Below are 16,469 nucleotides of genomic sequence, written 5' to 3' on the forward strand. Positions count from 1 at the left end.
CCCCCTGTCCCCTGTCCCCGCACCCCTGAGTCCACGCCCCCGGGCCCGCACCCCTGACGGCGCCGCTTCCCGCTTCCCGCAGAAAGGTCCCGGCACCCATGACCACTCCCGCCCGGCAGTCCCCCGAGGCCACCGCCCCCCGGCCGCGCACCGTCGTCCTCGGCCAGAACCAGTACGGCAAGGCCGAGAACCGTGTCGTCAAGATCGTGCGGGACGGCGCAACCCACCACATCAAGGACCTGAACGTCTCGGTCTCCCTCTCGGGCGACCTGGACGAGGTCCACATCTCCGGCGACAACGCCCATGTGCTGCCGACCGACACCATGAAGAACACGGTGTACGCGTTCGCCAAGGAGCACGGCATCGACTCCGCCGAAGAGTTCGGCATCCACCTCGCCCGGCACTTCGTCTCCTCCCAGTCGGCGATCACCCGGGCCCGCGTGCGGATCGAGGAGTACGCCTGGGACCGCATCGAGGACCCCACCGACACCGGCCCGGACCGCCCGCGACACTCCTTCGTACGCAAGGGCCAGGAGATCCGTACCGCGCAGATCGGTTACGACGGCGAGCGCTGGGAGGTGGTCTCCGGGGTGAAGGACCTCACCGTGCTGAACTCCACCGCGTCCGAGTTCTGGGGCTACGCCAAGGACAGGTACACCACCCTCAAGGAGGCGTACGACCGCATCCTCGCCACCGACGTCTCCGCCCGGTGGCGCTACAACTGGCACGACGACGCACAGGAGATGCCCCGTTGGGAGGAGTCCTGGCAGCAGGCCCGCGCCCATCTGCTCCGGGCCTTCTCCGAGACGTACTCCCTCTCGCTCCAGCAGACGCTCCATCAGATGGGCGCCCGGGTCGTCGAGAACCGCGAGGAGATCGACGAGATCCGCTTCTCGCTGCCCAACAAGCACCATTTCCTGGTGGACCTGGAGCCGTTCGGGCTCGACAACGCCTCCAAGGACGGCGCCGTCTACCTCGCCGCCGACCGGCCCTACGGTCTGATCGAGGCCACCGTCCTGCGGGAAGGCGCCCAGCAGTTGATCCCGGCAGACCTCACCCACGTCTGAGCGGCGGAGAGCCCCTCCGTACGGAACCGGCCGCCCGCAGGGCCTTTGGCACACTCACAGAAGGAAGCACGATGACCGATCCGGCAGGGCTCCAGCGCCTCGTCATCGAGAATTGCGCGATCGCCACCGTCGACGCGCACGACACCGAGTACGCCGACGGACATGTCGTCGTCGCGGGCGACCGCATCGAATCCGTCGGCCCGGGCCGCGCACCCGAGGGACTCGCGCACGTGGTCCGCCGCATCGACGGCACCGGCCACCTGGTCACACCCGGGCTCGTCAACACCCACCACCACTTCTACCAGTGGATCACCCGGGGCCTGGCCACCGACCACAACCTCTTCGACTGGCTCGTCGCGCTCTACCCCACCTGGGCCCGCATCGACGAGCCCATGGTCCGCGCGGCGGCGCAGGGCTCACTGGCGATGATGGCGCGCGGTGGCGTCACCACCGCGATGGACCACCACTACGTCTTCCCCCGGGGCTCCGGCGACCTCTCCGGGGCGATCATCGAGGCCGCCCGGAACACGGGCGTACGGTTCACCCTCGCGCGAGGTTCCATGGACCGCGGCGAGAAGGACGGCGGGCTGCCGCCCGACTTCGCGGTGGAGACGCTCGACGGCGCGCTCGAAGCCACCGCCGCCACCGTCGACGCCCACCACGACCCGTCGTTCGGTGCGATGACACAAGTAGCTGTCGCGCCCTGTTCACCCTTCTCCGTCTCCACCGAACTGATGCGGCAGGGAGCGGAGTTGGCGCGGGAGAAGGGGGTGCGGCTGCACACCCACGGTTCGGAGACCGTGGAGGAGGAGCAGTTCTGCAAGGAGCTGTTCGGGATGGGGCCGACCGACTACTTCGAGTCCACCGGCTGGCTCGGCGGCGACGTGTGGATGGCCCACTGCGTCCACATGAACGACGCCGACATCGCCGCGTTCGCCCGTACCGGTACGGGCGTCGCGCACTGTCCGTCCTCCAACGCCCGCCTGGCCGCCGGAATCGCCCGGGTGCCGGACATGCTCGCGGCGGGCGTTCCGGTCGGTCTCGGCGTCGACGGTACCGCCTCGAACGAGTCCGGCGAACTCCACACCGAACTGCGCAACGCCCTCCTCGTCAACCGCCTGGGTCCGCACAGGCACCGGGCATTGACGTCACGTCAGGCGCTGCGCCTCGGTACGCACGGCGGGGCCCGGGTGCTCGGGCGCGGCGACCAGACCGGCTCCCTCGAAGCCGGGAAACTCGCCGACCTGGTTCTCTGGCGGATGGACACGCTCGCCCACGCCTCCATCGCCGACCCGGTCGCGGCCCTCGTCCTCGGCGCGGCCGCTCCCGTCACCCTGTCCCTCGTCGGGGGCCGGCCGGTCGTGGAGAACGGCCGGCTGACGACCGTGGACGAGGACGCTGTGGCCGCCGCCACCCGCGCGGAGGCCCGGCGTCTCGCGGAACTCGGCCTCGGGGCCTGACACTCGGCGAACTCCCGTCCGGCCGCGCAGGGTTTCCGGCCGGACGGGGTTGCCGGCACAGGGCCGACGACTCGTCAGTCGATGTGGTAACTGTCTCCGTACACCTGCCAGTCGAGCGGCGGGTTCAGGCCGAGATTGCCGTTCCGCAGGAAGACCCGCTGCGCGGTGTCGACCCTGCTCGTGTCCGAGTGGGCCGCCTCCTGCCGCATCGCCCAGACGCGCGCGTCGAGATAGGCGTCGAGATACACCGTCTCGTCGCCGCCGCTCGACGGTGGCCGGGCCGAGGCGAGGGCCCTGCTGCGGATCGATCCAAAGCTCGCGCTGTCGTCCCCCTCGCCGTGCATGACGAGCGCGTCGTAGTACGCGAACTGGCCGAGCACACCGAGTCCGTCGGCCTTCGCCTGCTTCACCGCGGGGTCGAAGTACACCCGGTCGCGCTCGTCGTCCTGCACCTGGCGGAAGACCGGGTCCGTCAGCGCGGCCTCTTCCCACGCGGCGGTGAACCGGGCACCGAGGCCCTCGTGCGAGTCGGTGCCGTCGACCTCGCGCAGCGCCGGCAGGAACGGCGCGAGGAGGTTGTCGGGCGCGCGCTCGGTGTAGAGCTCCACGACCCCCAGCATGTCTCCGGTACCGGAACAGAATCCGACGATGCCTCCGGTGTAGCCGCGGCCGTCGCCGATGTCCTCGATGTACTTGTACTGGTCCCGCCAGTCCAGCGAGGAGTTCTCGGCGCTGGAGACCAGTTGCATGGCGATCTCCTTCTTCGCGGGATCGTCCAGCCCTGTCATGACGGCAGACCCTACCGCCCGTTCCCGTCGCGGCGTGCCGTGGGCGGGGGAGTCGGCCAGGGCCGTGAACGGGGCCGAGGTGAAGGCGAGTCCGAGGGCGGTGGCCACGGCGACGGCCGGAAGGACGCTCCGGCGGGGGCCGTCGGGGCGGGCGGTCGCGGCGGCGGTGTCGGTGTCGGTGTCGGTGGTGGTCGCGTCGGCGGGGCCGGGCTCGCATGCAGGGGCGGGGGAGTGCGGGCGGCGGCGTAACACCGCGTCGAACCGGGAGTGGGGCACCTGTCCTCCAACGGAGACACGTTGATCGTCTGTTCTGCCGCGAGCTTCACAGGGACCTTGGGTTCCGGCGCCCGTCCACCCGCCCCACCCGCCGCGCGTCACCCGCTCGGACCACATCGGCCCGGCCGGAGCACGGTCGCGGGGGCCCGCCCCGAAAGCCCCGCACCGCGCGGCTGGCGCGGTGCGGGGCGGTCCCGGGGGGTTGCGGCCAGGAGCGGGGCGGTCGGCGGCGCGGGTGCCGTGGGTGGGCGCGCTGCTCCGAGGCGCACCGCGAGACCGCGCCGCGCGTGCGGACGCGGGCATGCCCGCTCCGCGGGCCGGCCCAGACCCATGTATCACCCAACGATGTTGCCCGGCGGCTCGTCACGGGTGGGGAGGGTGAATCACCCGCGCACGGAAGCGCAGGTCGCCGAGGATACGAACCGGCGCGCGCGGAACGGCGCCGGATGATCCACGCGCCCGCGGACGCGGGGTTCGACAGGCCCGTCCTGGGCGCGTCAGTGGTCGATGCGGAAGCTCTCCCCGTACACCTTCCAGCGCAGCGGGGTCTCCAGCTGGAGCTTCCCTTCGCGCACGAACCGGCGCTGGGCCGTTTCGATCCTGCTGGTGTCGGTGTGCGAGGGCTCCTTCGCGATGGCGGCCACCCGGGCGTCGAGGAAGGCGTTGAGGTAGGCCTCCTCGTCCCCGCCCTCGGCGGGGGAGTCGGCGGCGGCCAGGGCTTGGCGGCGGATGGTCGTGAAGCCGACCGTTCCCTCGGTGTCGTCGGCTCCGTGCATGACGTAAGCGTCGTAGTAGATGAACTGGCCCAGGGCGCTGAGGCCGTCCTTCTCGGCCCGGTCGACCGCCGGGTCGAAGTAGCCCTCGTCCAGTACCGCGTCCTGCGCCGCCCGGAACGCGGAGTCCTTCGCGGCGGCCGTCCACGCCTCGGTGAACGGCGTGCCGAGTCCGGCGTGCGAGTCGGTTCCGCCGACCGCCCGCAGGGCCGGGACGAACCGTGCGAGGGCGTTTTCGGGGCGGGCCTTCGTGTACCGCTCGACCACGTCGAGCATGTCGCCGGTGCCGGAGCAGAATCCGATGATGCCGCCGGTGTAGCCGCGGCCGTCGTGGATGTCCTCGATGTAGTCGTACTGGTCCTGCCAGTCCAGGGTGGAGTTCTCGGCGCTGGAGACCAGCTCCATGGCGATCCGTTTCTTCGCCGGATCGTCGAGTCCCTTCTCGGGCTGCTCGTCCGCACCGGAGCAGGCGGTCAGCGGGACGGTGGCCAGCAGGGCGGCGAAGGCGGTCGGGAGCAGGCGGCGGGCAGCGGGCCGGGCGGTGCGGTTCACCCCCCAAGCCTGCCAGGCCGGGGTGAGGCGCTCGTCCCCGCCCACCGGCTGTAGCGTCTGAGGCATGGAAGATCAGTCTGTTGTGGATGTGGGCGATGTACGGCTGGCGTACCGGGCCTGGGGTGACCAGTACGGCTCGCCGGTCGTCCTCTTGCACGGCCTCGGCGGTTCGTCCGCCGACTGGGAGGCCACCGGGACCCTGCTCGGTGCCGAGTGGCGGGTGTACGCCCTCGATCTGCGCGGGCACGGCGAGAGTGACTGGCCGGACGAGTACGCGTTCGAGCAGATGGTGGACGACGTGGTCGGGTTCCTCGACGAGTGCGAGCTCGACCGGGTCGGACTGGTGGGCCACGGCATGGGCGGCACCGTCGCCCTGCTGCTCGCGGAGGAGCACGCCGACCGGGTGGAGCGGCTGGTCCTGGTGGAGACCCCCGCGCCCTTCCCCGGCGACCCGGGGCCGGCGGGGCGGGCCGAGGGCCCGGTCGACTACGACGAGAACGCCGTGGCCGAGGTGCACGCCCAGTTGTCCGAGCCCGACCCGGAGTGGGCCGAGACGCTGGGCGAGATCGTCGCGCCCACGATGATCATCGCCGGCGGGCCCGAGAGCAGCCTGCCGCAGGCGCTTCTGCCGGAGGTCGCCTCGCGCATCCCCGACTGCCGTCTGGTCACCGTGCCCGGCGGTCACCGGATGCACGAGACCCGCGCCGACCAGGTCGCCCAGCACATCAGCGAGTTCTTCACCAGCTGACCGGCGGCGCCCCGGACGAAGACGCACGAAGAGGGAGGCCCGGCGAACCCGCCGGGCCTCCCTCTCGCACACACGGTCCGGTCCGGCTAGTCGGCGCCGAACTCCATGGCGGCGCTGTCGAGAAGCTTGTCGCCGCCGGGGGCTTCCCCGCGCGAGGCGATCTCCTGGGCGTTGCCCTCGGGCATCGCGCCGATCAGCGGGGTCGACGTGGACTGCGCGCCGATGAGCGCCTGGTGGGAGCTGCCGACCATGCCGATGGCGGCGTACTGCTCCAGCTTGGCGCGGGAGTCGGCGATGTCGAGGTTGCGCATGGTCAGCTGACCGATCCGGTCCACCGGCCCGAAGGCGGAGTCCTCGGTGCGTTCCATGGACAGCTTGTCCGGGTGGTAGCTGAACGCCGGTCCGGCGGTGTTCAGGACCGAGTAGTCCTCGCCGCGCCGCAGCCGCAGGGTCACCTCGCCGGTGACGGCCATGCCGACCCACCGCTGCAGGGACTCGCGGATCATCAGCGCCTGCGGGTCCAGCCAGCGGCCCTCGTACATCAGGCGGCCGAGACGGCGGCCCTCGTTGTGGTAGCTGGCGAGGGTGTCCTCGTTGTGGATCGCGTTGACCAGCCGCTCGTAGCACGCGTGGAGCAGGGCCATGCCCGGCGCCTCGTAGATGCCGCGGCTCTTGGCCTCGATGATCCGGTTCTCGATCTGGTCGGACATGCCCAGGCCGTGACGGCCGCCGATGGCGTTCGCCTCCAGCACCAGGTCGACGGCGGAGGCGAACTCCTTGCCGTTGATGGTCACCGGGCGGCCCTGCTCGAAGCCGACGGTGACGTCCTCGGTGGCGATCTCGACGGACGGGTCCCAGAACCGCACGCCCATGATCGGCTCGACGCTCTCCAGGCCGGTGTCGAGGTGCTCCAGCGTCTTGGCCTCGTGCGTGGCACCCCAGATGTTGGCGTCGGTGGAGTACGCCTTCTCCGTGCTGTCCCGGTAGGGCAGCCCGTGGGCGAGCAGCCACTCGGACATCTCCTTGCGCCCACCGAGCTCGGTGACGAAGTCGGCGTCCAGCCAGGGCTTGTAGATGCGCAGCGCTGGGTTGGCCAGCAGGCCGTAGCGGTAGAACCGCTCGATGTCGTTGCCCTTGAACGTGGAGCCGTCGCCCCAGATCTGGACGTCGTCCTCCAGCATGGCGCGCACGAGCATGGTGCCCGTGACCGCCCGGCCGAGCGGGGTGGTGTTGAAGTACGCGCGTCCGCCGGAACGGATGTGGAAGGCCCCGCAGGTCAGCGCGGCGAGCCCTTCCTCGACGAGGGCGGCCCGGCAGTCGACCAGCCGGGCGATCTCCGCCCCGTAGGCGTGGGCGCGCCCGGGCACGGAGGCGATGTCGGGTTCGTCGTACTGGCCGATGTCGGCGGTGTACGTGCACGGCGCCGCGCCCTTGTCGCGCATCCACGCGACCGCGACGGAGGTGTCGAGACCGCCGGAGAAGGCGATGCCGACGCGTTCCCCGACGGGCAGAGAGGTCATTACCTTAGACATAGGAAAAGTATGCACTTCGATGCATGTTCATGCAACCCGGTCGGCTGAGTCGTGGCTCACTCGTTGGGGGGACGACGGGCGAAGTGCCACCCGGGACTCCTTAGGGTGACCGTGCGGTCACGCAAGGTTACCGGAGGTGGTCGGGGGTAGGTCTCGCGTCGCCCCCGAGTGCCTTGTCGGCCCGCGCCGGCGAGGGGCCGGGGGCGAAGTGGAAGCCACCTCGTACCCGTCTCTTCGGGGACGGAGATCCTGGGAGACCCTCATGGCAGTACGGAAGACCGCCACGACCCTGCTGGCCGCGGCGACGCTCGTGGCCGGCTCGCTCTTCGGGCTGATGGGGCCGGCGTCGGCCTCCGCCCGGCCCGACGAGGCCGTCCTCGCGGCGAAGGCGCTCGCGGGCGCCCGGCAGCACGCGGTGGAGTCGCCCGCCGCGGTGAAGTCCGCCGCCGCGGCGCTGTCCTGTTCCTACACCTACGTGTGCGGGCAGGGCGCCAACGGCAACAGCTTCGCCTACACCAAGTGCAACACCCTCTACCAGCTCCCCAACCTGACCGGCAGCGGCCCTCTCGTCAACAACCAGACCCCCGGCACCGTGGCGTACTTCTACGACAAGAACCAGAACTACCTCTTCTCCTCCACCGCCTATCAGTCGACGACGGTCAACTGGACTCCGGTCTGGTACGCCATCGCCTGCTGACGGCCCGTCGGGGACCGTGGCGGGGCACTCGTGCCGCTCCCGGGGCCGGTGGCCCGGGTGTCCCGCCCGACCCGGCCCTTCCCCGGGGCGGAATCCAGAACTCCGTAACCACATCCGGGTGCCCCGGCGCAAGCCGTGGCGGGTGCACATCGCCACATTGCGGAACGTTCGGCGCACTCCTCTTGTGACCGGCCCGCGCGCCGTGCCATACAGGTCTGGACCAATGCCCCGGATGAAAGGCGGCAGCGCCGTGCAACGTCCCCCCACGCGTGTCGTGTCGACCTGTTCCGCAGTGCTCCTCCTCTCCCTCCTCACCGGCTGCGGCGGTTCGGCGCGGGCGGCCGACACCCAGGCGCCCACCACCCCCCAGGGCGTGACCGCCCAGTCGAGCAGCGCCACCTCCGCGCACGTGATGTGGGAGCCCTCCACCGACGACGAGGCGGTCACCGGATACGAGATCTACCGCGGTGCCACCCGCGTGAAGGCCGTCCCCGCGGCCAAGCACATGATCGACGTCGACGGGCTCACCGCGTCCACCGACTACACCTTCACCGTCCGCGCCCGCGACGCGGCCGGAAACCTCTCCGCGGCCGGCCCCGGGGTGTCCGTCACCACCCAGCCCACCCCGCCCGACGACCGCGAGGCGCCGACCGAACCCGGAGGGCTCCGTGCCACCGCGGTCGGCACCGACAGCGCGACCCTGTCCTGGAAACCCGCGACCGACGACGTCGGCGTCTCCTCGTACGACGTCTACCAGGAGGACTCCCGCATCCACAGCGTCTCCGGCACCGTGACCAGCGCCCGGCTGACCGGCCTGCGCCCCGGAACCGTCTACACCTTCACCGTCCGGGCCCGCGACGCCTCGGACAAGTCCTCGGCCGACAGCCGGTCCGTCGACATCACCACCGAGTCCGTCCCCGGCGCCCCCGCGAGCACGGCCCCCACCGGTCTGCGCACGGAGACGAAGGGCAAGCCCGGCGACTACGTCGTGACACTCACCTGGGACCAGCCCGAGGTGGGCGGAGCGATCCCCGCCTACGAACTCCACCTCGACGGCAAACCCACCACCACGATCGTCTGGGGCGGCACGCCTCCGAAGGGCCGCGCCACCTACGAACTGACGCTCACAGAGCCGAAGGGCACCCGGCACTCCGTCAAGGTCCGGGCCAAGCTCCCCGATGGCACATGGGGCGACTTCTCCGCGCAGCGCACCCTCGTACTCGGCGGCTGAGGGCCCGCCCCCACGACGGCGCCCGGAACCGGGCCGTGTCCGGCGCGTCCTCGTGGACGCGCGGGAGCGCGCGCCCTGTGGTCCATTGATCTCCGGGGCGTGTCCGCGAAGCCCCGCGCCCGGCCCGCGACGCCCGCAGGGTGTCGGGCGCGGGGACCGTCATGGACACGGCCCGGGACCTCGGACGCGAGTACATGACGAACAGGGGTGTGCACCATGGACCTGAGCACCCGGGTCGACGCGCTGATGAACGGTCTGACCGCCGACCTGGAACGGCTGACCGCCATTCCCTCCATCGCCTTCCCCGGCTTCCCGCCCGAACCGGTCCTGGCGGCCCACGACCTCGTGGTGGAACTGCTGCGCGGGGCCGGCGTCACGCGGATCGACCGGCTGGACCTCCCCGACACCGCGCCGGTCATCGTGGCCGAAGTGCCCCCGCCCACCCCCGACGCGCCCACCGTCCTCCTCTACGGGCACTACGACGTCCAGCCCCCGGGCGAGGCGAGCCTCTGGCGGTCGCCCCCCTTCGAGCCCACCCTCCTCGACGGCGGAGGCGGCCTCAGGGCCCGCGGTGTCGCCGACGACAAGGCCAACGTCATCGTCCACCTCGGCGTGCTGAGAGCGTTCGGCGGTGCGCCCCCGGTCGGGCTGAAGATCGTCCTGGAAGGCCAGGAGGAGTACGGCAGCGCCTTCGACGAGTACCCGCCCACCGACCCGGACCGCTTCGCCTGCGACGCCATGGTCATCGCGGACCTCGGCAACATCCGCCCCGGCAGCCCCACCCTCACCACGGGACTGCGCGGTGCGGCAGAGGTCGTGGTCGAAGTCCGTACCCTTGCCGAGCCGCGGCACAGCGGCGAGTTCGGCGGCGCCGCCCCGGATGCCCTGCTGGCGCTGCTCACCGCGCTCTCCACCCTGCACGACGTGCACGGCGACGTGGCCGTGGAGGGACTGCGGCGGGAGGAGTGGACCGGCACCACCTTCACCGAGGAGGAGTTCCGCTCCCTCGCCGGGGTGCTCGACGGAGTACCCCTGACGGGATCGGGCAGCCTCGGCGAACGGCTCTGGAGCGGACCGGCGATCACCGTCATCGGCATCGACGCCCCGAGCGTCGACCACGCCGCCTCGGCCGTGGTGCCCTACGCGCGCGCCAAGCTGAACCTCCGGTTCCACCCGCTCCAGGACCCGCGCGAGGCGAGGGGACTCCTCGTCACCCACCTGGAGGCACTGCGCCCGTTCGGAATCCCGCTCACCGTCATCGCCGGGGACACCGGCCCCGGCTTCGAGGCCAGGACCGACGGCCCGGCTTACCGGGCGGCCCTCACCGCACTGCGCGAGGGATGGGGCGAGGAACCCGCGTACATCGCCAGTGGAGGATCGATCCCCCTCGTCAACGGGCTGGCCAGGGCCGTGCCGGGGGCGGAGGTACTGCTCTTCGGGGCCCAGGACAACATGTGCAACCTGCACGCCCCGAACGAACGCGTACTCTTCTCCGAACTCCGGTCGGCGGTGATCGCCGAAGCCGCCTTCCTGCGCGAGTTCGCCGCCGGCCACCGGGCCGGAGGCACGGCGTGAGCACCCGGGCACCGGGCGCCCCGGGCGGCGCCGCCTCCGGCGAGAAGCCCCGGGGAAAGCGGAAGTTCACGTTCCCGAGCGCGCTGACGATTCTCGCCCTGGTGACCCTCGCCGTCTGGGCCCTCGCCTTCCTCATCCCCTCGGGGGCGTACGACCGCGACGCCGAAGGCGCCCCGGTCCAGGGCACCTACCACCGGGTCCCGTCCGGCCAGAGCTTCGTGGACCGGCTCAACGACCTCTTCCTCTCGCCCGTCAACGGCCTGTACGGAATCCGGGACGCCGAGACCGGACAGGTCGGGCCCGATCTGGCCGGCGAACTGTACGGCAGCGCGGGCGTGTTCCTCTTCGTCATCGCGATCGGCGCGTTCATCACCGTCGTCTTCGCCACCGGAGCCCTCGACCGGGGCATCGGCCGGCTCGCCCACCGGCTCCGCGAGCGCGGCGCGCTGCTCATCGCCGGGGTGATGGTGGTCTTCTCCCTGCTCGGCACGGTGGAGGGCTTCGCCGAGGAAACCCTGGGCTTCTACGGGCTGATCGTGCCGTTGATGCTCGCCCTCGGCTACGACCGCGTGGTCGCCACCGGCACCATCATCCTCGGCGCCGGAATCGGTGTGCTCTGCTCCACCGTCAACCCCTTCGCCACCGGCGTCGCCTCCTCCGCCGCCGACATCTCCCTCGGCGACGGCATCGTGCTGCGCGGGCTGATGTGGATCGTCCTGACGGCCGTCACCATCGCCTACGTCGTCCGCTACGCCTCCCGGGTACGCAAGGACCCCGCACGCTCCCTCTCCGGGTTCCTGCCCGGTGACCGCGAGCAGTCGGCGGCGAAAACCGAGGAACCGCCTCCGCTGACCCCGCTGCACCAGCTCATCCTGGTCCTCGTCGGACTCACCTTCGCCTTCATGATCTTCTCCGTGGTGCCGTGGGCCGGCGCCATCACCGGGGACGCCGACGCCACCCCGTACGGCTTCGAGCTCGGCTGGTCCTTCCCGCAGCTGGCCGCGCTCTTCATCGTCGCGGCGGTGGTCGTCGGCGTGGTGGCACGGTTCGGCGAACAGAAGCTCAGCGCGACGATCGTGCAGGGTGCCGCGGACTTCATCTCACCCGCGCTCGTCATCGTGCTGGCCCGCGGTGTCACCGTGATCATGAACAACTCGCAGATCACCGACACGGTGCTGCACTCCATCGAGGGCGCGGTGTCCGGGGTCTCGTCCGGCCTCTTCGCCGTCGTCGTGTTCATCGTCAACCTGCCCCTCGCATTCCTGATCCCCTCCACTTCCGGGCACGCCACCCTCGCGATGCCGATCCTCGCGCCCCTCGCCGACTTCGCGGGCGTCTCACGCGCCGTGGTGGTGACGGCCTGGCAGGCGGCCAGCGGCTGGATGAACCTCTGGGTACCGACGACCGCCGTCACCATCGGTGGCATCGCGCTGGCGAAGATCGGCTACGACACGTACCTGCGCTTCGTCTGGCCGCTGCTGGCGATCCTTTTCGTTCTGATCTGTGGATTCGTCGCACTCGGCGCGGTGTGGACCTGACCGTGCGATGAAGTAAGGGTTCGGGCGGTCGGGGTGCACTCGTGGCTCTTCGTCGAGTGACCCTGGCCACTCGTATTCACCCTCCATTTCTCGCCAATCCAGCCGGCCATTCCCCATCGTTTACGTACGGCCTGCCCCTTTCCCTCCCGAAATCCACCCGGGGAGGGACAATCAGGAATGCGCAAGGAATCCGGTCCGATCGGACAATGGACTTGCCCGGGGTGCCCTTCTGGGGATAGATCTACTTCACGACCCTGGGGAGGGGCGCCACCGCTGGTGGGGGGATTTCCGTTTCCGTCATGCCGTGCGCCGGTGTCACGACCGACACCGAAGGCACGTCGACGGCGCCATACATCCGACTCCGCATGACGTGTGAGTCGGCTCCGGCGCGCGCCGCTCTCCGTGGAGTCGTCATTTCCACAGGAGGCAGAATGCCCAACCCCGCAGTACCCGGGACCCGTCGGTCCCGGAAGATGGCCACCTCGGCAGCGATAGTCTGCGCCGGTCTCCTGGTCAGCGGTTCGATGACGATCACCGCACACGCGGCCGGAAACGACGCCGCGACTCCCGGCACGGTCACCGTGCCGCACACCACCACCACACGCCACACCTTCACCATCCCGGGCCGCGAGAACGCGGTCGCTCCGGCGCCCAACAACCCGATGGCCCGTTCCGCGGTCGTCGCCACCGCTGCCCAGCGTGCCGACTTCGACGGTGACGGCACCGGCGACTTCGCGTACCGCTTGGACTCGGGAGACGTGTGGACCGACTGGGGGTACAGCGCCGCCGACGCCATCTCCGGTGAGAACGGCCAGGTCAAGGACCTGCTGCTGCCGGGCGACATGACCGGCGACGGCAAGCCCGACCTGCTGACGGTGACGCCCACCGGTTCGCTCCGGCTCCACAACGGCGCCGACGCGACCAGCGAAGGCGGTCTGAGCTCGTACACCACGCTCAGCACCGGCTGGCAGGCGTACAACAAGCTCGTCGTCGCCGGTGACCTGAACCACGACGGCGCGCCCGACCTGCTCGCCCGCAGCACCGCCGGGCTGTTCCTCTTCCCGGGTACGGGAACGAACTTCGGCAAGGGCATCCAGGTCGGCGGTGCCGGATGGAGCCAGTTCGACCAGCTGGTCGGCGCGGACGACCTCACCGGTGACGGTGTGGCCGACCTCGTGGCCCGCAACTCCACCGGGCTCTTCGTGTTTCCGGGCAACGGCAAGAACAACGCCTACCCGTTCAAGGCCCAGATCAAGATCGGTGGAACCGGCTGGCTGCAGTACAACCAGATCACCGGCGGCACCGACTACAACGGCAACGGCACCGCCGACCTCATGGTCCGCGGCTACGACGGCAAGGTGTCCTTCTACGACGGCAAGGGCAACGGGTTCTTCCAGGACCGCGAGACGTCCGGTTCCGGTTGGGGCGACGTCACCCAGTTCGCCGGCGCCGGCAACAACGCGGCATGGGGCAAGTCCGGCATCTTCGCCCGGACGAGCAACGGCACCCTGTACTACTACCAGGGCACCGGCCTCGGGAAGCTCTCGGCGAAGTACCTCCAGGGCACGGGCTGGGACCGCTCCGCCTCGCGCCTCACCCACAGCGTCGCGCTCCGGTCCGACGGGTGGTCCAGCCTGATCGCGCACAGCACGTACGACGGCCACCTGTACAACGTGGCCAATTACGCGGAGAACGACAACTTCCTGGCGGCCGGTTCGAAGTCGTACAACCTGGTCGTCGGCCCCGGCGACCTCAACGGTGACGGCAAGAGCGACCTGATCGCCCGCAGCTCCACCGCGCTGTACTTCTACGCCGGCAACGGCGACGGCCTCTCCATGAAGGGCCGTGTCCAGGTCGGCGGCAGCGGCTGGAGCCAGTACAACAAGCTGGTCGGCGCCGGTGACTTCAACCGCGACGGCCGCGCGGACCTCCTCGCCCGCAGCTCCGCCGGACTGTTCTTCTACCCCGGCACCGGCAAGGCGGCCGCGCCGTTCGGCGCCCGTATCCAGGTCGGCGGCGCCGGCTGGAGCCAGTACTCCAGCCTGGCCTCCCCCGCCGACATCAACGGCGACGGCATCAGCGACCTCCTGGCGTCCAACTCCAAGGGCCAGCTGTTCTTCTACGCGGGCACCGGAGTCGCCAAGACCCCGTTCAAGGCCCGCGTCCAGATCGGCAGCGGGGGCTGGAACCAGTACCCCGACCTGGGCTGATCGTCGACCCTGCGCGACGCTCGTCGAGCGCCGCACCGGCCGCCCCGTCCCCGCACACCAGCGGGGGCGGGGCGGCCGTCCCATGTACGCGCCCGCGTGTGTAAGTGGCGGTCAGTCGCCTGCGGTTGCGGCGACGAACGCGGCCCAGGCGCCCGGGGCCATGGTGAGGACGGGCCCGGTGGGCTGCTTGGAGTCACGCACGTGGACGGTGCCGGGGGAGGTGGCCACCTCAAGACAGTCTCCGCCTTCGGCACCGCTGTGGCTGCTCTTGAACCAGTGCAGCTCCGCGTCGGAGCCGTCTGTGGTGACGTGGACGTTCATACCTCTCCCAGCCTTCGGTCGTTGTACGCGGGTCAGTCGCGTGCGGCGTCAGCGACGAACGCGGCCCAGGCGCCCGGGGTCAGGGTGAGGGTGGGGCCGGTGTGCTGTTTGGAGTCACGCACGTGGACGGTGCCGGGGGAGGTGGCAACCTCAAGACATTGCCCGCCTTCGGCGCCGCTGTGGCTGCTCTTGTTCCAGCGCAGCCCTGCGTCGGAACCACCGGTGGTGACGTGGACGTTCATACCTCTCCCAGCTGTTTCTCGATGAAGGCCAGGGACTCACGCGGGGTGAGGGCCTGGGCTCGGATGATCCCATAGCGGGCCGCCAGAGCGCGGACCTCTCTGCGCTCCGTCACCAGTGTGCTCCGGCCCTGTACTTCGAGATAGCCGACCGGCTCGCCGTGTTGAGGGATGAGAACGGTGAACGGACCGTCCACGCCCGCGTTGTCCTCCCGGTCCGCCGGCATCACCTGGATCTCGACATTGCGCTTCTGCCCGGTCAGCAGCAGGTGTTCCAGCTGTCCGCGCCGCACCTCGCGGCCTCCCAGCCCCCGAGTGACGACGTACTCCTCCATGACGAAACTGAGCAGGGGAGCCGGCCAGCGAGGAAAGATCTCCTGACGCGCCTGCCGTGCGGCGACCCGCTGGTCGATGGTGGCCTCGTCGAGCAACGGGCGCCGCTCCTTCAGCAGCGCACGGGTGTACTCCTCCGTCTGGAGGAGGCCGTTGATCACCACGGTGTCGTACACGGAGAGCTCTGCCGCCTCCGCCTCGATCCTGGCGGCGTCCCGGAAGAAGGCCGGGTACTGGGCTCGGGCCACCTCCTCCTTGCTGGTGCTCAGCAGGCCGTGAGCCCGCAGGATGTCGTCCGCCTGGTCGATGAACTTCGGCGGGGGCACCCGCCGCCCCTGTTCGAATGCGGCGATGGTGGAGGCGGAGTAACCCGTGAGGGCGCCGAGCTGGGCCCGTTCAAGGCCGGCGGCCACGCGGAGCAGTTTCAACTGGCGTCCGACGACGGCCAGGATGCCCGTCCCGCTCTCGTGCGCCTCATGCGGTTGCTGCTCTTCCGGCATGACCCCTGCCTCCACGGTCGCTTTCCCGCCCTGCCGCTTCACGCTCCATCGCGTGTACAGGGTGCGTGCCGTCGCGTACAGCCCCGGGCCGTCAGCGCGTCACTCCTGGTCAACGGTAGGGGGAGGGCACGAGGGTTTTCCTCATGAACGAAGCAATTACCTCTCCCGTGGAAATGGTTGAAACCGGCGCACCGGTGCGGGAGTTCGCCATGCGATTCACCTCGACACCGCGCGGCGCCCGTCTGTCCCGCCGTCTCGTGTCGCTCCGGCTCCACGAGTGGGGCCACCCCTGGGGTTCGGAGACGAACGACACCCTGTCGCTGATCGCCGCCGAGTTGACGGCGAACGCGGTGCGGCACGGGCGGGTGGCGGGACGGGACTTCCACGTGCGGCTCACCGAAGGGGAGGACGGCACCCTGCGGATCGAGGTGACGGACACCCGTACCGAGCGGTGTCCATCACCCGGCGATCCGCGCGAGCCGGGCCTCGACGAGGAGTCGGGCCGGGGGCTCCTCCTCGTCTCCCGGCTCGCGGAACGCTGGGGCGTCGTGCCCCGCTCGGGTGCGCCCGGCAAGACGGTGTGGGCGGAGGTGTACGGGGAGAAGGGCCCTCCCGGCACCGCCTGACCG

The 16,469-nt window shown here is 70.6% G+C and carries 15 protein-coding genes; 9 read left to right on the forward strand and 6 right to left on the reverse strand.

Annotation, left to right across the window (positions count from 1 at the left end; genetic code table 11):
* Positions 1–98: 98 nt before the first annotated feature.
* Both pucL and OHA55_RS27320 read left to right on the forward strand, forming a co-directional pair.
* Positions 99–1,067 (forward strand): factor-independent urate hydroxylase, encoded by a 969-nt coding sequence (gene pucL / locus OHA55_RS27315; RefSeq protein WP_266710312.1) that lies wholly within the window; start codon positions 99–101, stop codon positions 1,065–1,067.
* 71 nt (positions 1,068–1,138) lie between these two features.
* The gene (locus OHA55_RS27320) at positions 1,139–2,527 is read left to right on the forward strand and encodes an 8-oxoguanine deaminase (protein ID WP_266710313.1); all 1,389 of its coding nucleotides are present in this window, start codon (positions 1,139–1,141) and stop codon (positions 2,525–2,527) included.
* Positions 2,528–2,601: 74 nt separating this feature from the next.
* Here OHA55_RS27320 and OHA55_RS27325 read toward each other — a convergent pair whose 3' ends face one another.
* Complete coding sequence (locus tag OHA55_RS27325; RefSeq protein ID WP_266711194.1) at positions 2,602–3,423, reverse strand: chitosanase; 822 nt, start codon at positions 3,421–3,423, stop codon at positions 2,602–2,604.
* A 665-nt stretch (positions 3,424–4,088) separates the two neighbouring features.
* Positions 4,089–4,982, reverse strand: coding sequence for a chitosanase (locus tag OHA55_RS27330; protein ID WP_266710314.1), 894 nt, complete (start codon positions 4,980–4,982; stop codon positions 4,089–4,091).
* Here OHA55_RS27330 and OHA55_RS27335 point away from each other — a divergent pair.
* Positions 4,981–5,664, forward strand: a complete 684-nt coding sequence (locus tag OHA55_RS27335) for an alpha/beta fold hydrolase (RefSeq protein WP_266710315.1) — start codon at positions 4,981–4,983, stop codon at positions 5,662–5,664. The two genes, OHA55_RS27330 and OHA55_RS27335, sit on opposite strands and share 2 nt — an antisense overlap.
* Positions 5,665–5,750: 86 nt before the next feature.
* Here the strand turns inward: OHA55_RS27335 and argG are convergent, their stop codons facing one another.
* Positions 5,751–7,196, reverse strand: coding sequence for an argininosuccinate synthase (gene argG / locus OHA55_RS27340; RefSeq protein WP_266710316.1), 1,446 nt, complete (start codon positions 7,194–7,196; stop codon positions 5,751–5,753).
* A gap of 262 nt (positions 7,197–7,458) precedes the next feature.
* On the opposite strand from argG, the gene OHA55_RS27345 reads away from it, so the two are divergent.
* From OHA55_RS27345 to OHA55_RS27365, 5 genes are all read left to right on the forward strand, one after another.
* Entirely contained in the window at positions 7,459–7,893 is a 435-nt protein-coding gene (locus OHA55_RS27345) for a hypothetical protein (RefSeq protein WP_266710317.1), read from the forward strand.
* Positions 7,894–8,125: 232 nt separating this feature from the next.
* Positions 8,126–9,124 (forward strand): fibronectin type III domain-containing protein, encoded by a 999-nt coding sequence (locus OHA55_RS27350; RefSeq protein WP_266711196.1) that lies wholly within the window; start codon positions 8,126–8,128, stop codon positions 9,122–9,124.
* Positions 9,125–9,340: 216 nt separating this feature from the next.
* Positions 9,341–10,699: a M20/M25/M40 family metallo-hydrolase gene (locus OHA55_RS27355; protein WP_266710318.1), complete on the forward strand. Its 1,359-nt coding sequence runs from the start codon at positions 9,341–9,343 to the stop codon at positions 10,697–10,699.
* A gap of 83 nt (positions 10,700–10,782) precedes the next feature.
* Positions 10,783–12,237 carry a YfcC family protein gene (locus tag OHA55_RS27360; protein ID WP_266711198.1) on the forward strand — a complete coding sequence of 485 codons (1,455 nt, stop codon included), beginning with the start codon at positions 10,783–10,785 and terminating at the stop codon, positions 12,235–12,237.
* 431 nt (positions 12,238–12,668) lie between these two features.
* A complete protein-coding gene (locus tag OHA55_RS27365) occupies positions 12,669–14,447 on the forward strand; it encodes a VCBS repeat-containing protein (RefSeq protein WP_266710319.1) in 1,779 nt (592 codons plus the stop codon).
* A 111-nt stretch (positions 14,448–14,558) separates the two neighbouring features.
* On the opposite strand, the gene OHA55_RS27370 is transcribed toward OHA55_RS27365, so the two are convergent.
* From OHA55_RS27370 to OHA55_RS27380, 3 genes are read right to left on the reverse strand one after another with little or no spacing between them, the layout of a single operon-like run.
* On the reverse strand, positions 14,559–14,768 hold the full coding sequence (locus tag OHA55_RS27370; protein ID WP_266710320.1) for a DUF397 domain-containing protein: 210 nt from the start codon (positions 14,766–14,768) through the stop codon (positions 14,559–14,561).
* Between the two features lie 32 nt (positions 14,769–14,800).
* Positions 14,801–15,010: a DUF397 domain-containing protein gene (locus OHA55_RS27375; protein ID WP_266710321.1), complete on the reverse strand. Its 210-nt coding sequence runs from the start codon at positions 15,008–15,010 to the stop codon at positions 14,801–14,803.
* Entirely contained in the window at positions 15,007–15,840 is an 834-nt protein-coding gene (locus OHA55_RS27380) for a helix-turn-helix transcriptional regulator (protein ID WP_266710322.1), read from the reverse strand. Before OHA55_RS27380 ends, OHA55_RS27375 begins: the two co-directional genes overlap by 4 nt.
* A gap of 143 nt (positions 15,841–15,983) precedes the next feature.
* On the opposite strand from OHA55_RS27380, the gene OHA55_RS27385 reads away from it, so the two are divergent.
* Positions 15,984–16,466: an ATP-binding protein gene (locus OHA55_RS27385; RefSeq protein WP_266710323.1), complete on the forward strand. Its 483-nt coding sequence runs from the start codon at positions 15,984–15,986 to the stop codon at positions 16,464–16,466.
* Positions 16,467–16,469 lie beyond the last annotated feature (3 nt).

Source organism: Streptomyces sp. NBC_00102 (genome assembly GCF_026343115.1).
Classification (GTDB): domain Bacteria; phylum Actinomycetota; class Actinomycetes; order Streptomycetales; family Streptomycetaceae; genus Streptomyces.